Annotated in this window: 21 protein-coding genes; 11 read left to right on the top strand and 10 right to left on the bottom strand. The window is 66.6% G+C overall.

Annotation, left to right across the window (positions count from 1 at the left end):
- Positions 1–2 precede the first annotated feature (2 nt).
- A complete protein-coding gene (locus JO059_RS07700; RefSeq protein ID WP_293315496.1) occupies positions 3–755 on the top strand; it encodes an enoyl-CoA hydratase-related protein in 753 nt (250 codons plus the stop codon).
- 56 nt (positions 756–811) lie between these two features.
- Here the strand turns inward: JO059_RS07700 and JO059_RS07695 are convergent, their stop codons facing one another.
- A complete protein-coding gene (locus JO059_RS07695) occupies positions 812–997 on the bottom strand; it encodes a (2Fe-2S)-binding protein (protein ID WP_293315495.1) in 186 nt (61 codons plus the stop codon).
- A gap of 245 nt (positions 998–1,242) precedes the next feature.
- Here JO059_RS07695 and bfr point away from each other — a divergent pair, with 245 nt between their 5' ends.
- The 7 genes from bfr (at position 1,243) to JO059_RS07660 (ending at position 8,275) form a co-directional block, all read left to right on the top strand.
- On the top strand, positions 1,243–1,722 hold the full coding sequence (bfr, locus tag JO059_RS07690; RefSeq protein WP_293315494.1) for a bacterioferritin: 480 nt from the start codon (positions 1,243–1,245) through the stop codon (positions 1,720–1,722).
- A gap of 162 nt (positions 1,723–1,884) precedes the next feature.
- The gene (locus JO059_RS07685; RefSeq protein ID WP_293315493.1) at positions 1,885–4,017 is read left to right on the top strand and encodes an MDR family MFS transporter; all 2,133 of its coding nucleotides are present in this window, start codon (positions 1,885–1,887) and stop codon (positions 4,015–4,017) included.
- Positions 3,992–4,486: a carboxymuconolactone decarboxylase family protein gene (locus JO059_RS07680; protein ID WP_293315492.1), complete on the top strand. Its 495-nt coding sequence runs from the start codon at positions 3,992–3,994 to the stop codon at positions 4,484–4,486. Before JO059_RS07685 ends, JO059_RS07680 begins: the two co-directional genes overlap by 26 nt.
- A gap of 7 nt (positions 4,487–4,493) precedes the next feature.
- Entirely contained in the window at positions 4,494–5,858 is a 1,365-nt protein-coding gene (locus JO059_RS07675; protein WP_293315491.1) for a glutamine synthetase family protein, read from the top strand.
- A gap of 62 nt (positions 5,859–5,920) precedes the next feature.
- The gene (locus JO059_RS07670) at positions 5,921–6,976 is read left to right on the top strand and encodes an amidohydrolase family protein (protein ID WP_293315526.1); all 1,056 of its coding nucleotides are present in this window, start codon (positions 5,921–5,923) and stop codon (positions 6,974–6,976) included.
- A gap of 31 nt (positions 6,977–7,007) precedes the next feature.
- Entirely contained in the window at positions 7,008–7,841 is an 834-nt protein-coding gene (locus JO059_RS07665; protein WP_293315490.1) for a lysophospholipid acyltransferase family protein, read from the top strand.
- Complete coding sequence (locus tag JO059_RS07660; RefSeq protein ID WP_293315489.1) at positions 7,841–8,275, top strand: SRPBCC family protein; 435 nt, start codon at positions 7,841–7,843, stop codon at positions 8,273–8,275. The genes JO059_RS07665 and JO059_RS07660 overlap by 1 nt, the downstream gene beginning before the upstream one ends.
- A 173-nt stretch (positions 8,276–8,448) precedes the next feature.
- Here the strand turns inward: JO059_RS07660 and JO059_RS07655 are convergent, their stop codons facing one another.
- Together JO059_RS07655 and JO059_RS07650 are read right to left on the bottom strand one after the other, a co-directional pair.
- Complete coding sequence (locus JO059_RS07655; protein ID WP_293315525.1) at positions 8,449–9,330, bottom strand: CoA ester lyase; 882 nt, start codon at positions 9,328–9,330, stop codon at positions 8,449–8,451.
- 40 nt (positions 9,331–9,370) lie between these two features.
- On the bottom strand, positions 9,371–9,841 hold the full coding sequence (locus JO059_RS07650) for a nuclear transport factor 2 family protein (protein ID WP_293315488.1): 471 nt from the start codon (positions 9,839–9,841) through the stop codon (positions 9,371–9,373).
- A 208-nt stretch (positions 9,842–10,049) separates the two neighbouring features.
- Here JO059_RS07650 and JO059_RS07645 point away from each other — a divergent pair, with 208 nt between their 5' ends.
- Positions 10,050–10,238, top strand: a complete 189-nt coding sequence (locus JO059_RS07645; RefSeq protein WP_293315487.1) for a hypothetical protein — start codon at positions 10,050–10,052, stop codon at positions 10,236–10,238.
- Positions 10,239–10,258: 20 nt separating this feature from the next.
- Here the strand turns inward: JO059_RS07645 and JO059_RS07640 are convergent, their stop codons facing one another.
- The 6 genes from JO059_RS07640 to JO059_RS07615 all read right to left on the bottom strand — a co-directional run bounded on the left by JO059_RS07640 (position 10,259) and on the right by JO059_RS07615 (position 13,911).
- Complete coding sequence (locus JO059_RS07640) at positions 10,259–11,590, bottom strand: cytochrome P450 (RefSeq protein WP_293315486.1); 1,332 nt, start codon at positions 11,588–11,590, stop codon at positions 10,259–10,261.
- A gap of 64 nt (positions 11,591–11,654) precedes the next feature.
- Entirely contained in the window at positions 11,655–12,068 is a 414-nt protein-coding gene (locus JO059_RS07635; protein ID WP_293315524.1) for a lipoprotein LpqH, read from the bottom strand.
- 4 nt (positions 12,069–12,072) lie between these two features.
- The gene (locus JO059_RS07630; protein ID WP_293315530.1) at positions 12,073–12,195 is read right to left on the bottom strand and encodes a hypothetical protein; all 123 of its coding nucleotides are present in this window, start codon (positions 12,193–12,195) and stop codon (positions 12,073–12,075) included.
- 27 nt (positions 12,196–12,222) lie between these two features.
- Positions 12,223–12,705: an SRPBCC family protein gene (locus JO059_RS07625; RefSeq protein WP_293315523.1), complete on the bottom strand. Its 483-nt coding sequence runs from the start codon at positions 12,703–12,705 to the stop codon at positions 12,223–12,225.
- Between the two features lie 59 nt (positions 12,706–12,764).
- Positions 12,765–13,178 (bottom strand): resuscitation-promoting factor RpfC, encoded by a 414-nt coding sequence (gene rpfC / locus JO059_RS07620; protein ID WP_293315485.1) that lies wholly within the window; start codon positions 13,176–13,178, stop codon positions 12,765–12,767.
- A gap of 130 nt (positions 13,179–13,308) precedes the next feature.
- Positions 13,309–13,911, bottom strand: coding sequence for a chorismate mutase (locus JO059_RS07615; protein ID WP_293315484.1), 603 nt, complete (start codon positions 13,909–13,911; stop codon positions 13,309–13,311).
- 75 nt (positions 13,912–13,986) lie between these two features.
- On the opposite strand from JO059_RS07615, the gene JO059_RS07610 reads away from it, so the two are divergent.
- The gene (locus tag JO059_RS07610; RefSeq protein WP_293315483.1) at positions 13,987–14,610 is read left to right on the top strand and encodes a hypothetical protein; all 624 of its coding nucleotides are present in this window, start codon (positions 13,987–13,989) and stop codon (positions 14,608–14,610) included.
- Positions 14,611–14,668: 58 nt separating this feature from the next.
- Here the strand turns inward: JO059_RS07610 and ag85B are convergent, their stop codons facing one another.
- On the bottom strand, positions 14,669–15,658 hold the full coding sequence (gene ag85B / locus JO059_RS07605; RefSeq protein ID WP_293315482.1) for a diacylglycerol acyltransferase/mycolyltransferase Ag85B: 990 nt from the start codon (positions 15,656–15,658) through the stop codon (positions 14,669–14,671).
- Positions 15,659–16,318: 660 nt separating this feature from the next.
- Here ag85B and JO059_RS07600 point away from each other — a divergent pair.
- A complete protein-coding gene (locus JO059_RS07600; RefSeq protein WP_293315481.1) occupies positions 16,319–17,434 on the top strand; it encodes a hypothetical protein in 1,116 nt (371 codons plus the stop codon).
- Positions 17,435–17,440: the final 6 nt, after the last annotated feature.

Here is a 17,440-nt window from a genome sequence, read left to right as displayed (position 1 = left end):
CCGTGATTCTGCAGATAGACGATGCCCAGCGGGTGCGCACCCTCACGCTGAACCGGCCGGAAGCTCTCAACGCGTTCAACGAGGCGCTCTACGACGCCGCGACGGAAGCGCTTTTGGCCGCCGCCGACGATCCAGCGGTCGCGGTCGTCCTGCTGACGGGCGCCGGCCGGGGTTTTTGCGCCGGCACCGATCTCGCCGAGATGCAGGCGCGCATCACCGATCTCGACTTCACCCCGGGAAAACACGGCTTCACCGGCCTGATCAATGCGCTCAGCGCGTTTCCCAAGCCCCTGATCTGTGCCGTGAATGGCGTCGGGGTAGGGATCGGCGCCACCATCCTCGGCTACGCCGATCTGGCGTTCATGTCCTCAACGGCTCGGCTGAAGTGCCCGTTCACCAGCCTGGGTGTGGCGCCGGAGGCGGCGTCGTCATACCTGATGCCGCAACTGGTGGGGCGGCAAAACGCCGCCTGGCTGTTGATGTCCTCGGAATGGGTCAGCGCCGACGAGGCATTGCGGATGGGGCTCGTCTGGCGGGTCTGCGATCCGGACAAGTTGCTGCCCGAAGCTCGGCGGCATGCCGAAACCCTTGCGGCACGGCCGATCTCGAGCCTCATGGCCGTCAAGCACACGATGATGGAACCGATACGTCCCGGGATCGCCGCGGCCAGCGCGCGGGAAAACGCCCACTTCGCCGAGCTGATGGGCGGCCAGGCCAATGCTGCGGCCCTGGCCGATTTCAACGAACGACGCTGATGCCACAAACGGCCCCATTCCGCAAACGGCGCCATTCCGCAAACGGCGGAGAGCCGCTAACGCGACCGAGCGGGTTCGCATGCGCGGGTCGCCGCAACGATCGCGCGCAGCGTGCGCCTGCAACGCCCGCAGTCGCCGCCGGCCCCGCATGCGGCGGCAATCTCTTTGGACGTGGACGCCCCCCGCGCGACGGCTTCCGACACGGTCTGATTGGTGGCGCCCACACATAGGCATACGTACATCAGCGCACCCCCCGCACGTGACCGTAAGCCGACACCCGCCGCATATTAGTGGAGTCTAACCTAAGTTCGTTAGCAGAGTCTAACCTAACCGCCAGTGACATGGCGCGTCTTGGAGCTCATCGGACGCAACACGCCAAGCCCAGCCATACCTTGCTGGAAGATTCCAAACTCGCGTGGCAAAGTGCTGGTACAGGTCGGCCGGTCTGCGTCCACACGGCGCAGCCTTTACACGCCTAGGAGTTGTCGTGCAGGGTGATCCGGACGTTTTGCGCCTGCTCAACGAGCAGTTGACCAGCGAGCTCACCGCCATCAACCAGTACTTCCTGCATTCGAAGATGCAGGAGAATTGGGGCTTCACCGAGTTGGCGGCGCACACCCGCGCGGAGTCGTTCGACGAAATGCGGCACGCCGAGGAGATCACCGACCGCATCCTGCTGCTCGACGGGTTGCCCAACTTCCAGCGCCTCTTCTCGCTGCGCATCGGCCAGACGCTTCGCGAGCAATTCGAGGCCGACCTCGCGATCGAATACGAGGTGATGGACCGGCTCAAGCCGGGCATCATCATGTGCCGGGAGAAGCAGGACACCACCAGCGCCAACCTGCTCGAGAAGATCGTCGGCGACGAGGAACTGCACATCGACTACCTGGAGACCCAGCTCGAGCTGATGGAGAAGTTGGGCGAGGAACTGTACTCGGCACAGTGCGTGTCCCGCCCACCCAAGTGATGATCGCCTAACGAGGCGCCGCACGCGCGGCCCCGCGAACGTAACGGCGCTGCGAAAACCCAAGCCATTTTTCGCACTGACGTCGCGCCGGCGGGGCGCCAGTTTGGTTGCTGCCACCTAACCCTGGGCACTCATAAGCATCGACGCCCAGGGAAGGCAGGCATGACGAGCGCGACACCCACAGCGGTCCCGGCCGGCGAGGCTGCCGAGTCCGCAACCAGCGACACCGCGGTCTACCCCAAGCGACGAAATTTCATCTTCGTCGCAGTCTTGCTCGGCATGCTGATGGCCGCGCTGGACCAGACCATCGTCGCGACGGCGCTGCCGACCATCGTCGCCAATCTCGGCGGGGCGGGGCACCAGTCGTGGGTGGTCACCAGCTACCTGCTGGCCTCGACGATCACCACCGCGCTCGTCGGGAAGTTCGGGGACCTTTTCGGCCGCAAGCGGGTCTTTCAGGCGGCCGTCGTGTTCTTTGTCGCCGGGTCGGTGCTGTGCGGCCTTTCGGGTTCGATGGGCATGCTGGTGGCATCGCGGGCGCTGCAGGGCATCGGCGGGGGCGGACTCATGGTGACTGCGATGGCGCTGATCGGTGAGGTGATTCCGCTGCGCGACCGCGGCCGCTACCAGGGGGCCATGGGCGCGGTGTTCGGCGTGACCACGGTGATCGGGCCGTTGCTCGGCGGTTACTTCACCGACCACCTGACGTGGCGCTGGGCGTTCTGGATCAACATGCCGGTTTCTGTCGTGGTCTTCTTCGTGGCAGCCGCGGCTATCCCAGCCATTTCCGCCCGGACGAAACCCGTCATCGACTACGCCGGCATCCTCTTCGTCGGGCTGGGTGCCGCCGGCCTGACGCTGGCCACCAGCTGGGGCGGCACCACCTATCCGTGGGGCTCGCCGACGATTGTCGGGCTTTTCGGCGGGTCCGCGGTGGCGCTGGCCATCTTCGCCTGGGTGGAAAGCCGCGCCGCCTCGCCGATCCTGCCCACGCGGCTGTTCGCCAGCCCGGTGTTCACCGTGTGCTGCGTGCTGTCCTCCGTGGTCGGCTTCGCCATGCTGGGCGCCCTGACCTTCCTGCCGACCTACATGCAGTTCGTCGACGGCGTCTCCGCGACCACATCGGGTCTGCGCACGCTACCCATGGTGGTCGGGATGCTGACCACCTCGATGGGCAGCGGTGTGCTGGTGGGCCGGACGGGCAGATACAAGGTCTTTCCCGTCGCCGGCACGGCGGTGATGGCGTTGGCGTTCTTCCTGATGTCGCGAATGGATCAGTCGACACCGGCTCTTGTCCAGTCGCTGTTTTTGGCCATTCTCGGCGCGGGGATCGGGATGTGCATGCAGACCCTCATCCTCATCGTGCAGAACACCTCGAGCTTCGACGACCTCGGCGTCGCGACCTCGGGGGTGACCTTCTTCCGGACGATCGGCAGTTCATTCGGCGCCGCGATCTTCGGTTCGCTGTTCACGAACTTCCTGCACAGTCGCATCGGTCCTGCCATGGTCGCCAGCCGCGCGCCCGCCGCGGCGGCCGCGTCCCCGGAGGCCCTGCACCGGCTGCCGCACAACGTGGCCGCCCCGATCGTCGCCGCCTATGCCGACTCGCTCACCAGGGTGTTCCTCTGGGCGGTGCCGGTGGCCATGGTCGGGTTCGGCCTTGCGCTGTTTCTGCGCGAGGTGCCCCTGCGCGGCATCGGCAACAACCGCGGCGACATCGGCGAGGCGTTTGCCGTGCCGACGAGCCGCTCGCCCGACGAGATGCTGGAGGTCGCGATTGGCCGCCTGCTGCAGGGGGCTCCCGGCATGCGGCTGCGCAGCATCGCGATGCGACCCGACTGCCGGCTCGACGTGGCGCAGCTGTGGGCCCTGCTACAGATTCACCGAAACGCGCAGGTGTTCGGGCAGGCCCGGCTGTCGAAAATCGGCGACCAATTCGGCTTGCCGTACGAGGTCCTCCAGCCGACCTTCGATCGCCTCGTCTACGACGGCTACGCGATGCGCGACGTCGACGATCTGTGGCTCACCCCGCAGGGCATGCGGGAGGTCAACTTCGTCACCACGTTGATTCGCGAATGGATCATCGACAAGCTGACCCGATCGCCGAGCTTTGCGGGACGGCCCGACCGCGCCCAGGTCCAGGCCGCCCTCGACCGCGTCGCCCACCGAATCGTCGCCCAACGCGACTGGCGCGAAGACCCCCGAGAGCTGGCCGGCCTTGAGACCCAGAGGATTCCAGCAGCCGTGCCGGCCGGCGTACCATCACGCCATGAGCCGAATCGGAACCTTCGCTGACGACGACCTCTACAGCTGGGCCGCGAAGTCCCCCGACCTCGGCGGCGCGATCGCCAAATTCAGCGAGGCGGTCTACACCAAGAACCGGCTGCCGATGCGCACCCGCGAGCTGGCCCGGGCGGTGATCGCCCACGACAACGAATGCACAGTGTGCATGAACACCCGCGACGCCGACGGGCCCGCCGCAGGCGTCGACGAGGAACTCTATGAGCACGCGCTGGAGTGGCGCACCTGGCCGGGATACAGCGAACAGGAGCGCCTCGCGGCGGAGTTTGCGCATCGCTTCGGCACCGAGCACACCACGTTGCGCGACGACGAAGACTTCTGGAGTAGGTGCAAGGAGCACTTCTCCGAAGAGCTGCTCGCCGACCTGGCAATGTCCTGCGCCCTGTGGGTGGGCATGGGGCGGATGCTGCGGACCCTGGACATCGGCCAGGCCTGCAAGCTGACCTTGCCCAGCCGCGCATAAGCGCGGCATGACAGCCACCCCGCTCGCTGCCGCTGCAATCGCGCAACTGGAGGCCGAGGGCGTCGACACGGTGATCGGCACCTCGGTGAACCCCGCCGGTTTGACCCAGGCCAAGACGGTCCCGATCCGGCGGACCAACACGTTCGCGGAGCCCGGCCTCGGCGCCAGTCCCTCGTGGCATGCGTTCGCCATCGACCAGAGCGGGATCGCATTCACCGACGACGTGGGGGTGGTCGGGGATCAGCGCCTCCGCATAGATTTGTCGGGTCTGCGCATCGTCGGCGACGGCCTGGCATGGGCGCCTGCCGCATTTTTCGAACAGGACGGAACGCCCGTCCCAGCATGCGCCCGCGGAACGCTGGGCCGCATCGAGGCGGCCCTCAAGGCGGCCGGCCTCGAGGCGGCGGTCGGCCACGAGATCGAATTTTTGCTGGTCGGCCCAGACGGTAGCCGGCTGCCGGCGACGCTGTGGGCGCAGTACGGCCTGGCGGGCGTACTCGAACACGAGGCGTTCGTCCGCGACGTCAATGCCGCCGCGACCGTGGCCGGCGTCGGGATCGAGCAGCTTCATCCGGAATACGGGCCCAATCAATTCGAGATCTCGCTGTCGCCGTTGTCGCCGGTGGCCGCGGCCGACCAGCTGGTGCTGACGCGGCTGATCATCGGCCGGGCCGCCCGCCGCCACGGGCTTCGCGTCAGCCTGTCACCGGTGCCTTTTGCCGGCAGCGTCGGATCCGGTGCCCACCAACACTTCTCGCTGACCAAGACGGAAGGGGAGCCCGAAGGGCCACTGTTTACCGACGGAACGGGTGTCGCGGGCATGACCCCGGAGGGGGAGAGCACGGTTGCCGGGATACTGGGTGGGCTGCTCGAAGCCCAAGGCATTCTGTGCGGCTCCATCGTGTCCGGGTTGCGGATGCGGCCGGGTAACTGGGCCGGGGCCTACGCGTGCTGGGGCATCGAGAACCGCGAGGCCGCAGTGCGATTCGTCGAAGGCGGTCCGGGCAGTGCGCACGGCGGGAATGTCGAGGTGAAGGTCGTCGATCCCTCGGCCAACCCATACCTGGCCTCGGCGGCGATTCTGGGACTGGCGCTGGAGGGAATCAAGCGCCAAGCGGCGCTGCCGCCCCAAACGGCGTCCGACCCGGCAAGCCTCTCCGAATCCGAGCGCGAGCGCGCCGGCATCGCGCGGCTGCCCGAAGACCAAACCGAAGCCATTGATGCGCTTGACAATTCGACGCTGTTGCGGAGCCTCCTGGGCGACCCCGCCGTGGACATGGTGGTCGCCGTCCGCCGCATGGAGCACGAGCGTTACGGAAGCCTTGGGCCGGAGCAACTGGCGGACAGGTTCCGGATGGCGTGGAGCCTGTGACGCTGCCCGGCCATTCGGACCTGGCAGGGCACATCGACGGCGCGGCGTTGATCGATCAGCACATGCACGGATGCTGGCTGACGTCGGGTGAGCGCGCTCGGTTCGAGAACGCGCTCAACGAGGCCAACACCGGACCGATCGTATATTCGGGCTTCGACTCCCAGCTCGGCTTCGCCGTGCGCGCCCACTGCGCACCTCTGCTCGGCCTCCCCAAACACGCGGAGCCGCAAGCATATTGGGAGCGCCGCCGACAATACGACGACACCGAGCTGGCCCGCCTGTTCTTGTCGGCCGCCAATGTGAGTGACTGGCTGGTGGACACGGGGATCGGTGGTGACCCGGAAGGCCTGGCGGGCCTGGCCGATCTGGCCGGGTTGTCGGGCGCGCGCGCCCACGAGGTCGTCCGTCTCGAACAGGTGGCCGAGGAGGCCGCGCAGGCGCCGGGCGACTACGCCGCTGCCTTCGAGGAGATCCTCCACCGCCGCGCGGCGACGGCGGTGGGCACCAAGTCCATCTTGGCCTACCGAGGCGGGTTCGACGGTGCTCTCACCGAGCCGTCGGCGCCAGAGGTCGCCGAGGCTGCCGGCCGGTGGCGCGACCGTGGCGGTACCCGGCTGCAGGATCGCGTCCTGCTGCGTTTCGGGCTACATCAGGCCTTGCGGCTCGGCAAGCCGTTGCAATTCCACGTCGGCTTCGGCGACCGGGAGAGCGATCTGCACAAGACCAACCCGCTTCTCCTGCTCGATTTTTTGCGCGCGGCCGCGGAAACGCCCATCGTGCTGTTGCACTGTTATCCGTACGAGCGCGAAGCCGGCTACCTGGCGCAGGCGTTCGACCACGTCTACCTCGACGGCGGCTTGAGCGTGAACCACCTCGGGGCGAGCGGACCGGCGTTCGTCGCGCGACTGCTGGAAATGGCGCCCTTCGGCAGGATTGTGTACTCGTCCGACGGATTCGGCCCGCCGGAATTGCATTTCCTCGGAGCGGCCCTGTGGCGCAAGGGCATTCACCACGTGTTAAGCGGATTTGTCGCCGAGGGCGACTGGAGCGAGGGCGATGCCATCCGGGTGGTCGACCTGATTGCGCGCGACAACGCAGCCCGGCTCTATCGCGTTTGACCGACGTCGGTAGCGGGGTATACAGCGCGCTATGGCTTCCGTGGGAGGCGCCTTGGAATGGATCCGCGACCAAGTGGCGACGCGGGTGCCCAAGGCCGACCTCGACCAGCGGGACCCCGATTACATTCGCGACCAGCTGCCGGGGACCTGGCTGCTGGCTTCGCTCTACTTCCGGGCCGACGTGCGGGGCCTGGATCGGATTCCGCCAGAAGGGCCGGTGCTTCTGGTCGGCAACCACAGTGGCGGCAACGTCCCTCCGGACACGTTCGTCTTCACCCTCGCGTTTTGCTCCTACTTCGGCGTCGAGCGGCCGTTCTACCAGTTGGCCCACAACCTCGTCGTCTCCGCGCCACCGCTGGGTTGGCTGCGAAAGTTCGGCACCGTCGCCGCCAACCCCGAAAATGCCCGCCTCGCATTGGAGACCGGAGCGGCGCTGCTGGTCTACCCCGGCGGAGACTACGAGGTCTTCCGTCCGTCATGGGAACGTCACAAGGTGGACTTCGGCGGCCGCATGGGTTACGTGCGGCTGGCCCGTGAGGCCGGCGTGCCGATCGTCCCCGTGGCCAGCGTGGGTGGACAGGAGGCCGCGCTGTTTCTCAGCCGCGGGCAGTGGCTGGCCAAGTTGCTGATGACGGATAAGTTGCTGCGGCTCAAGAGCATCCCCATATCGCTGGCGCTGCCGTGGGGCCTCAACATCAGCGACCTGGCGGGCCACATCCCGTTGCCGACGAAGATCGTCATCGAGGTGCAGGACCCGATCGAGGTCGACGGGGACGACCAGGCCGTGCACGACAAGGTGATCGCCAGCCTGCAGGGTGGCGTCGACCGCCTCGCCGCCGAACGTCGATTCCCGGTGATCGGCTGATGCGCGTCGAACGCCAATGTGTTTTGCAGGCAGATCGCGACGCGGTCTGGAAGGTGGTCAGCGACCCGGACTGCTACCCGTCGTTCATGACGAACCTCGAGCGCTGGGAGTCCTCGAATGACGTGGACCGCGGCGTGGGCGCGCGTTACACCGTCCACTGGAAGATCGGTTCGGTTCCGGTCGGAGGCCTGATCGAGGTCGTCGAGTTCGACGAAGGCCGCGACATCGCCTGGGCGGGTATCACGGGCGTCAGCCTGCGCGGCCGGTTCCGGCTGCGGGACTGCGGGGATGGTAAGACGAAGGTGACCTTCCGGCTGTCCTATCAGGCACCCGGCGGAATACTCGGTTACATCGCCGACCGCGTCGCCGTGCGCCAGGTGGGGCGCACGCTGGCCGCGGACCTGAAGTGCCTCAAGAGGCTCGTCGAGTCATAGCCGTAGCTGGGTGACGAGCGGCCCTGCCGCTGCCTTCGGCGCTTCGGAATTGGCAGGCAGAACCCAAGGATCGGAGCGGGCCGGCAGTCGTCGGAGCGGGTGGTGGCACCGACCCTGAACCTGACTTCGCGCCGGCACCTTGGGAGGCAGACCCGCGGGGCGTAGGGCAATGATCAGGTCGCCGACTGCAACTCGGCGATGAGATCGGCAAGGGCGAGGATCCGCTGGGCGTCCCGCACGTGCAGGCTTTCGACCATGCGGCCGTCAACCGTGATGACGCTGTGGCCGGCGGCCTGCGCCTGCTCATAAGCCGAGACGACTTTGCGCGCGCGTTCTAGCTCGTCTTGGGAGGGGCCGAAAAGCTCGTTGGCCGAAGCGATTTGGGATGGATGGATCAAGGTCTTGCCGTCGAAACCCATTTCGCGACCCTGTCGGGCCTCGGCTGCAAACCCGGCTTCGTCGGTGATGTCGTTGAATACGCCATCAAGGATCGCCTTTCCGGCGGCCCTGGCTGCCAGCACCGCCATCGACAGGGCAGCCGTCAGCGTCGCGCGCCCGGGCACGTGCAGGCCGTGCAGGTCGTTGACGAGGTCATTGGTGCCGACAACCAGGGCGGCCAGGCGCTCGTCGGCAGCGGCGATCTCCTCGGCTCGCAGGATGGCACGGGGCGTTTCCACCATCACCCACAGCCGTAGCGACTCCGGGGCGCCAAGCTGGTCGAGTGCGGCGGTTAGCGCCCGAACCTGTTGGCCGGTATCCACTTTCGGCACGAGCACGCCATCGGCGGTGCAACCGGCCACGGCGGCCAGGTCGGCGGTGTGCCAGTCGGTGCCCACGGCGTTGATGCGCACGACGATTTCGCGGGGCCGGTAGCCGCCTGAGGCGATCGCGTCGAATACCGCGACCCTGGAGTCGGCTTTGGCGTCGGGCCCGACGGCGTCCTCGAGGTCGAAAATCAGCACGTCGGCCGCCAGCCCCTTGGCCTTGTCCAGCGCCCTTGGCTTGTTGCCGGGCAGGTACAGGGCGGACCGACGCGGGCGGGGTGTCGCCTCCATGGACGCCTTCAACTCACCGTCGCTTGGCACTCGCGGTCCGTCAGACGAGGCCCGTCGCGTCGAAGATCCAGGACGTATCGCCGGTGGCAAGACCTTCGAAATGATTGGGAGGCGCGAAGCTGACGAGGCTGTTCATGTCCCAGTAGTCCTTCCACAGCGCGACCTTGGGCTCACCGTTTTGCATGACGACCTTGTGTACGGTGACAAATCTGAGTACGCCCCGTTCGCCCGTCGTGAAATTCCACGTCTCCGAATGCTCGTAGGTAACGTCGGTGCCGTTGGACAGCAGCAGACCGTCGTGGTTCTCATAACCCGCGAGCGGTTCCAGTCCCATCTTGAGCCGTTTCACGATGTTTTCCGGGCCGCGTGCCGCCAGCGCGGGGACCGGCATGTCGACGTAGAGGCAGTCATCCGCGAGGAACGTCTGGACCGCGTCCCAGTCCCGCCGCGACAGCGCGCGCCATAGCCCGATTACGACGTCCTCGACCGCGACCGCAGAGACCTCTGTCATAGCGGCCAATAAACTCGGTTGCGACCAGGGTGTCAACCACATCCAGACGGCAATGCGCCGCCCGGCGGACTCGCGTGGGCGCCCGTGCGCCACTGGCAGCTTCGGGGAGCCGCTCCGGCGACCGCCCCGGGGATCGGCTCGGACTAATCGGTTCGATGAATCGTGACTCGCGCGAGTCAAACTGCGGCTTTGCCGCATACTTGGCGACGTGAGATCTCAGCGCGATATCTCCGAGGAGATGGGAGCCGACCGGGCCGACGGCCTGATGACCCGCCGCGAGGCGATGCGACGACTGCTGCTCGTCGCGGTGACCGCCAGCCCCACCGCGCTCGTCGCGGCGTGTTCCGGCAGCAGATACTGGCCGAGCCGGCGGCGTCGGCGGCGCCGCCGCCGCTGACGGCTGTGCGCGACGGGTCCCTAGACGTCGACGTGAGCCATCGACCGTGCCGGCCCCAGGGCCACCGGCAGCGTCGACCATCCGCGCAGCACCCGTGTCTGCCGCCGGCTTCCGGTCCCCGCCGCGCGCGCCTCGGGGAACCGGTCGAAAAAGGTGCGCAGACCCACTTCGCCCTCGGCACGCGCAAGCGCAGCGCCAAGGCAGAAGTGCCGGCCCCCAGAGAACGCGAGATGCCTTCCCGCGTTTGGCCTTTCGATGTCGAACCGGTGGGGATCGGGGAACACCGACGGATCCCGATTCGCTGCGGCCAGATAAATGATCACCAGCTCGCCGCGTGTTATTCGCATGCCGCCCACCTCGACATCACGGAGCGCCACCCGCGCGGTGAGCTGCACCGGCGAGTCCAGCCGCAAGATCTCTTCGACGGCGTTGGGCCACAGTTCGGGACGTTGACGCAGCGTTTCCAGGTGTCCGGGCGTGTCCAGCAACATGCGAATGCCGTTGCCCAAAAGGTTGACCGTGGTCTCGAATCCGGCGGCCAATACCAGTCCGGCGATCGCCTGCAGTTCGCTCTCGTTCAGATGCGTTTCGGCGGAGCCGCTTTCGGCCATCTGGATCAACTGGCTCATCAAATTGTCGCTGGGGGCGCGCCGCAATTCCCCCAAGTGACCGGCGAGCCAGAAGTTGAAACCGGCGATCCCTTCCTGCACCTTCCGGTACTGCGGCCAGGGCAATCCGATGTCGAGGCTCGGCGCGGCCAGCTCGCCGAACTCCAGGACCCGCGGACGGTCTCGCTCGGGTACGCCCAGGATGTCGCTGATGATGGCGACCGGAAGCTGCGAGCAATAGCCCGCGACAATGTCGATGACTCGGGAGCCACCAGCCTGGCCGCACAGCCGATCGAGGAGACCATCCGCGGTCTGCTCCACCCGATCACGCAGCGTGGCGACCGCGCGGGGGGTGAACACTGCCGACACCGTCTTTCGGTAGCGGGTGTGCTCCGGCGGCTCGACGGCCAGCAATGACGGCTCGCGCAACGGGTGCAGAAGATCGTCGCGGGTGCGGCGCTCCAACCAGCGCAGCGGCGCGGGCAGATTCGAGCCCATGTTCACCACCCGGAAGTCGTCCGACCGCAGCAGCTCATGCGCCAGCGAGTGGTCAGTCGTCAGGTAGTTGACGCGGCCCTTCACCAGCGGGCCGAGGGCCCGTAATTGGTCGTAATACGGCACCGGATCGGCGGCAACCGTCGGATCGGCGATCAACCGCGCCTGCAGGTCACCCCGCCGCATGCCGGCGGCCGCGACGCCGCGGATGAAGCCGTGCATCGCCAGCCAGTGCAATCTCTGCTTCACCGGTCCTCCATCGCCTCGGGTCTCTTCACCAGCGTAGGTCGGAGGCCCGAAGGCCGGGAAAGTCTCAACACTCGGCGGTGATCTTGAAGTCGGTAGTCACCACTTTGTCGGGGTTGTTCCTGTTGATCCCATAAGCGCTGCCGGTGATCGTGTAGGCAGTGTTGGTGACGTCGGCGTGCGCGTCTCCCACCCCGCCTTGCCAGAAGCTGCCCGTGAACCCGTCGACGTCGCGGATCTTCACCCACTGCGGGATGGCCCGGTCGCCATTGAGTACCACGACCGCCTCGATGTGGCCACTGTGGTCGGGGATGTCGAGGGTGCGGTAGGCCTGGATTTGACTGCACGCGGCCGGGCGCGCGGTGTGAGTGGCGCCGTCGATGGTCACCCGGGCGGGCTTCAGCGGCGTCGTCTGCTTTTGTCCGCACCCCGCCACACCTGCGACGACGATGAAACCTATTGCAAGCAAACGGATTTGCACCACATCACCTCCTTGTACCGCCGTTCGGCATCAGCGCGGGCAGGGACTTGACGATGCGCCCGCGCACGAATTCCGGGCTCAATCCCTTGATCACGTCGATCAAGCGGATGCTCTCGCGCCATGGCACTGCCCGCACCGGCGATGACGACCGATTTCACGTCGCCCTTCCGGCCTCGACCACATCCTTGATGCGGTTCAGCGTCGTGGTCATGTCGCGGATGTTGCGTCGCTTGCGCAGAAATCCGCCGAGCAGCCAGTACACGCCCAGCCACGGCGCCGGGTTGAGCCGGAAGGACTCGGTGACGTCGGTGCCGCCACCGCTGGGCGCCAGCCGGTAATGCCAGTTGTTGACGGCCCTGTCGCCGAGCAGAACGGCGAACCCGAATTCACGGCCCGGCTCGCACGCGGTCACCTGGCAGGTCGTCCAATACACCGGTCCTATCTCGTTCCGCCGAACGTGACCGCGGAATTTAGCGCCGAGTGCCGGGCCCGTCGCACCACCCACCCACTCCGACTCGAATACCTCTGGGGAGAACCGTGGGGTGTTGCGGACATCTGCGATCAGATCCCAGATTTTGTCGGCAGGTGCCGCCATATGAACAGTCGCCGAACCTTCCATGGCCCGATCCAAACACAGCTTCCGGCTGGCTCATAGACCCAAAAGCATTCCCAAGAGCACGTGGACGAAGACGTTCGCTAATGCGGCGCAGCGGCATGAATGAGCCCGTTGATCATCTCCTTGATGCCCTGCGCGGAGTGCGAATACCACGCGACCGGAAGCCCGGAGGCGTCACCGCATTTGGGCCAGGGATCCAGCCCCTGCTGGGCGAAAACCCGGTTGGCGACGGCGATTTGCTGCTCTCTGGACGCGGCCGCCGGGTTCCCGACACCGCCGAATTCGGCCCAGGTGCCCGGCTTGAATTGCAGCCCACCGTATTCGCCGTTGCCGGTGTTGGCCTGCCAATTGCCGCCGGACTCGCACTGCGCCACCGCATCCCAGTTAGGAGACGGGGGAGCCGCGTTGGCCACGCCGCCGATCGACGTCAGCGATACCGCAGAGATCCCGGCCAGGGCGGCGGACTTGACGAGACGCATGCAGAGTTTGCTCATGTCAAACAAATCGCCGGGCGTATCCGAAGCGTTACCGATTCGAAAATCTCGCGAGATAAAGCCGCTATCAGCGGAAATCCGCTTCAGGGAAGCCGAATGGCAATTTAGAAGTTGATGAGAAATGGGTAAATCAGCCCTGGCAATAGGACTGGGTCGCCGACGACAGGGCTCGTTGGTAGAGCCCGTCGAGCCGGCGAAGCCGCATGACGTCGGTGCTGGCGGCGTCCAGCTGCTGCCGGCAAGCCGGCGAATGCAAGAGCGGCCAGTTGGCCACTATCAGAGTCAGCATCGTTTGGTTGAGACCATCGATGGTCGACCGCGACGCCGAGAGGTCCGGCGGTGCATCGGGAGCGATCGCCGGGTTGAGTTTCCAGTCGGCGAACCGGCTGTATTCGATTGCCTCGGTGGCTGTGATCTGATCGCCGAAGACGCGGGCCACGTAGCCAGGGTCGACGTGCGCCGCCTCCGCGTCGGCGCGCAACTTAACCAGCTCCTCCTGCACGCGGCCGGGATCCTCGATGGAAGCGTGCGAAGCCCATTTGAACGCCGCCACCGGCTCGGCGACGGCCAACCGCTGGGCTGCGGCGTCAACCAGCTCGCTCAGCGGGCTGCTCGGAGCGGCTCCGGCCCGTGATGCCAGCAGTGTCACGCCCAGCACGGCCAGCCCACCGGCCGTTGCGCACAACGCGACAACGGTGGCGTGACAGCGGGGGCGCCAATCGGTGCGGGCCATGATCGTCATTGTGGCCTGGACGGCCGGACCGGAAATACCCGCCGACGGCCAGTGCCGGAGTTAACCTAACCGCTGATGTCCGAGACCACCGATGATCCCCGCCGGGAAGCCGGTCGCAAACGCGGAAACTCGTTGCGCTCGAAGCAGATTCGGGCGCTGACCGCTGCCGCGCTGGGGGCCTCGCTGCTGCTGGGCGGCGCCTTCCTCTCGGTGGGCAAGCTGCACTCGACCCCGTCGGACCCGGTCGACCATCCGGCCAACCCCGTCACCGACGACCAGTCCGAGGCTCAGGTGCTCGACTCGGCCAAGGAAATCGTCGGCCTGACCGGTCTGCACACGGCCTCCGCCGGCTACACGTTGATGTCGTGCAAGGACCGGGATGACCCGCCGTATCAGGGCACGATCTACCTGACCTTCGCGCTACCCGCCGCCGCGCGGGCGGATACCTATTTCCCCGACCTCGCGACCACCCTGGTCACCCACGGCTGGACCGAGGGTCTGCCTCCCAACGACCACGTGTTTGCGAGGATCCTCTCGAAGGATGCCGTCACCGTGGTTGTGTATCGCCAAAGCGAGGATCCGAGCCTGGGCGTCGCGCGTGTCTACGGCCAATGCCGGAACGTCAACGACCATCGCAAGGACACGACGGCCTGGACCGATGTCACAGACCGGTTTCCCAGGCCCGGTAGCGGCCCCTAACGCGCTACGGCGCCCGACGGATTACCGTCAAGCGCCGCAGCGACGTCCGACAGGGGTGTTATCCGCCGCCGCCGGGGGTCGCTCCCAGGCTGCTCTGCAGGTCGGCCTTCATGGCGTTGAGCTGCGCTCCCCAGTACTCCCAGCTGTGGGTTCCGTAGGGCGGGAAGTTGAACACGGCGTTGTGGCCGCCCGCGGCGTTGTAGGCGTCTTGGAACTTCTTGTTGACGCCGATCATGAAGTTGCTCTCCAGGAACGTGGCCGGCAAATTCGCACCGCCCAGTTCGTTCGGAGTTCCGTTGCCGCAGTACACCCAGAGCCGGGTGTTATGTTCGACAAGCAGGTTGACGTTGACCAAGGGGTCGTTGCGCACCCAGGCCGGGTCGTTATCCGGCCCCCACATGTCTTCCTTCTTGTAGCCGCCGGCATCCCCCATCGCCAGACCTATCCAGCCCTGCCCGGTGGACGGGCTGAGGTAGCCGGACAGCGAACCGGCGTAGATGAACTGAGCAGGGTGGTAGTTCGCCAGATTCATCGCCGAGGCGCCCGCCATTGAGATCCCGACCGCGGCACTGCCGGTGGGCTTGACACTCCTGTTGGCCGACAGCCATTGCGGCAGCTCGCTGGTCAGGAACGTCTCCCACTTATAGGTCGAGCAGCCGGCCTTGCCGCAGGCTGGCCTGTACCAGTCGGTGTAGAAGCTGGACTGCCCACCGACCGGCATGATGATCGACAGGCCCGACTTGTAGTACCACTCGAAGGCGGGCGTGTTGATGTCCCAGCCGTTGTAGTCGTCCTGGGCCCGCAACCCGTCGAGCAGGTATACGGCCGGGGAGCCGTTTCCGCCGCTTTGGAATTGGACCTTGATGTTGCGGCCCATACTCGGGGACGGCACCTGCAGGTATTCGACCGGCAGGCCCGGGCGCGAGAACGCCCCCGCCGTCGCCGCTCCGCCCGCAAGAGTTACCAGGCCCGGCAGGGTGACAGCCGCTGCCGCACCGACCAACAGCCGGCGCCCCCAGGCCCGGATCTTCTCGCTCACGTCTGTCATACCTGCGCCCCTTATCGTTAGGTCGTCGTAACTCTCGGCAGGAATTTACCGTGCGAATACGTCATATGTCGATTGGGACGCGATGTTGTCTCGGTCCGGTATCGGTTTTCGCCCGGTATTTCGCCGCCGGGATAAGCGGCGGCGCCCCCGTTTGCTTGGCTTCGGCAAACGGGTTCAGCCGGGCTGTCGCAGCGTAAAACACCAGGAACCGGCATCGATGGGCGGGTCACCGCGACCGAATGTCGGAGCTACGACACACGGTACAAAGTGCCCACTAAACAATTCGAGCCGTCAATTTCGCTCGCCTGCGCAGCGATATCGCGGCGCAAGCGGAGCACCCGCGCCGGTCGCCCGAGCGTTCGATTCGCGCACGATGCGTTCCTGAGGCCACACTCGTCCGCGCCCTGACAGTCGGAGCGTTCCCGCCTGGCGCATGCGGCGGTGATTCGGCGCCCAATCTCGCTTGGCCTGCTAATTTGACACGAATTCAAGACCGGGCGAGCCGAACCCTGAAGGACCGCGTAGGCTCTGACGGAGCAAGCCGAGGGAGACCACGCTATCCCGGTCCGTTCCCCTCTCACGCCACCGCACCGGCGGAGTTTTTGGTGCGCGATTGTGCTGCTGAGGGCGTCGGAGGTGGGGACCGATTGAGGTGCGAATTTGGATACGGTATTAGGGCTGTCGGTAACACCGACCACCGTCGGATGGGTGCTCGCCGAAGGGCACGGCGCTGACGGCACCATCCTGGACCATCGAGAGCTGACGTTGCGCGCCGGAACCGGGGCGCGCGCCTTGAGTACCGCACAGCAGGTGGCAGACGAGGTGTTGCGGGTGACCGCGCTGGCAGCAGCCGGTGAGCAGCATGTCCGGGTCATCGGCCTGACCTGGACCGACGAGGCGTCCGCCCTGGCGGCGCTGCTGGTGGAAGCGCTGACCGACGCGGGTTTACACAACGTCGTGCCGGTCCGGTTGCTCCAGGCGGTCGAGGCCCTGGCCAGAGCCATTGCACCGGTCATCGGTTACCAGCAGACGGTGGTCTGCATCCTCGAGCATGAGTGGGCGACCGTCGTCATGGTCGACACCCACAACGGGGACACTCAGACGGCCGTCAAGCACGTTCGCGGCGGATTCGATGGGCTGAGCAGCTGGCTGCGGGGGATGTTCGACCGGCGAAGTGGCTGGCAGCCAGGCGGCGTGGTCGTCGTCGGCGCGGATGACGAAATCAACGGCTTCTCGTGGCAGCTCGAAAAGGCATTGCCGGTACCGGTATTCGCGCAAACCATGGCGCAGGTGACGGTGGCTCGCGGGGCGGCGCTGGCCGCGGCGCAAAGCACCGAATTCACCGACGAGGAGCTGCTGTCGGTCGTGCGCACCACTAAGCCCGTCGCCGCCCCGCACCCCCCACGCAAGCTGGCCTACACGGGGGCGCTGACGGCACTGGCTGCCGCGGCGATCACCTTTGTCACTTCGCTGTCGGTCGCAGTCGGTCTCGAACTCGCCCCAGGCAGCCAGGCCACGCCGGCGAGGCATGTGGTGAACACGCCGGCGCCGGAGGTCGCGGCCGCTGTCGCGCCGGTCGGTGCGCCGCCCGCGGAGGACAGGCCGTCCGCCACCAAGTCCGCGGCGCCCGTGGGCGAGCCGGCTCGGGAGGCCGGCGTGCCGGCGCAGCAGGACGGTGCTCCCGCCGAGCAGCAACCGAACTCCAACGCACGGCAGCCCTACCTGACCAGAATGCTTGAGCACATCCCCGGTGACACCGGGGAACCAGGGCAATGACCCTGC

The organism is Mycobacterium sp., from assembly GCF_019247615.1.
Lineage (GTDB): Bacteria > Actinomycetota > Actinomycetes > Mycobacteriales > Mycobacteriaceae > Mycobacterium.
This window is presented reverse-complemented; position numbering and strand designations above follow the sequence as displayed.

Excerpts from the sequence above, each read along its gene's own strand:
- JO059_RS07695 (WP_293315495.1), bottom strand. The coding sequence starts at position 997 with ATGTACGTATGCCTATGTGTGGGCGCCACCAATCAGACCGTGTCGGAA.
- JO059_RS07685 (WP_293315493.1), top strand. The coding sequence starts at position 1,885 with ATGACGAGCGCGACACCCACAGCGGTCCCGGCCGGCGAGGCTGCCGAG.
- JO059_RS07680 (WP_293315492.1), top strand. The coding sequence starts at position 3,992 with ATGAGCCGAATCGGAACCTTCGCTGACGACGACCTCTACAGCTGGGCC.
- JO059_RS07675 (WP_293315491.1), top strand. The coding sequence starts at position 4,494 with ATGACAGCCACCCCGCTCGCTGCCGCTGCAATCGCGCAACTGGAGGCC.
- JO059_RS07670 (WP_293315526.1), top strand. The coding sequence starts at position 5,921 with ATGCACGGATGCTGGCTGACGTCGGGTGAGCGCGCTCGGTTCGAGAAC.
- JO059_RS07665 (WP_293315490.1), top strand. The coding sequence starts at position 7,008 with ATGGCTTCCGTGGGAGGCGCCTTGGAATGGATCCGCGACCAAGTGGCG.
- JO059_RS07660 (WP_293315489.1), top strand. The coding sequence starts at position 7,841 with ATGCGCGTCGAACGCCAATGTGTTTTGCAGGCAGATCGCGACGCGGTC.
- JO059_RS07655 (WP_293315525.1), bottom strand. The coding sequence starts at position 9,330 with ATGGAGGCGACACCCCGCCCGCGTCGGTCCGCCCTGTACCTGCCCGGC.
- JO059_RS07650 (WP_293315488.1), bottom strand. The coding sequence starts at position 9,841 with ATGACAGAGGTCTCTGCGGTCGCGGTCGAGGACGTCGTAATCGGGCTA.
- rpfC (WP_293315485.1), bottom strand. The coding sequence starts at position 13,178 with ATGAGCAAACTCTGCATGCGTCTCGTCAAGTCCGCCGCCCTGGCCGGG.
- JO059_RS07615 (WP_293315484.1), bottom strand. The coding sequence starts at position 13,911 with ATGGCCCGCACCGATTGGCGCCCCCGCTGTCACGCCACCGTTGTCGCG.
- JO059_RS07610 (WP_293315483.1), top strand. The coding sequence starts at position 13,987 with ATGTCCGAGACCACCGATGATCCCCGCCGGGAAGCCGGTCGCAAACGC.
- ag85B (WP_293315482.1), bottom strand. The coding sequence starts at position 15,658 with ATGACAGACGTGAGCGAGAAGATCCGGGCCTGGGGGCGCCGGCTGTTG.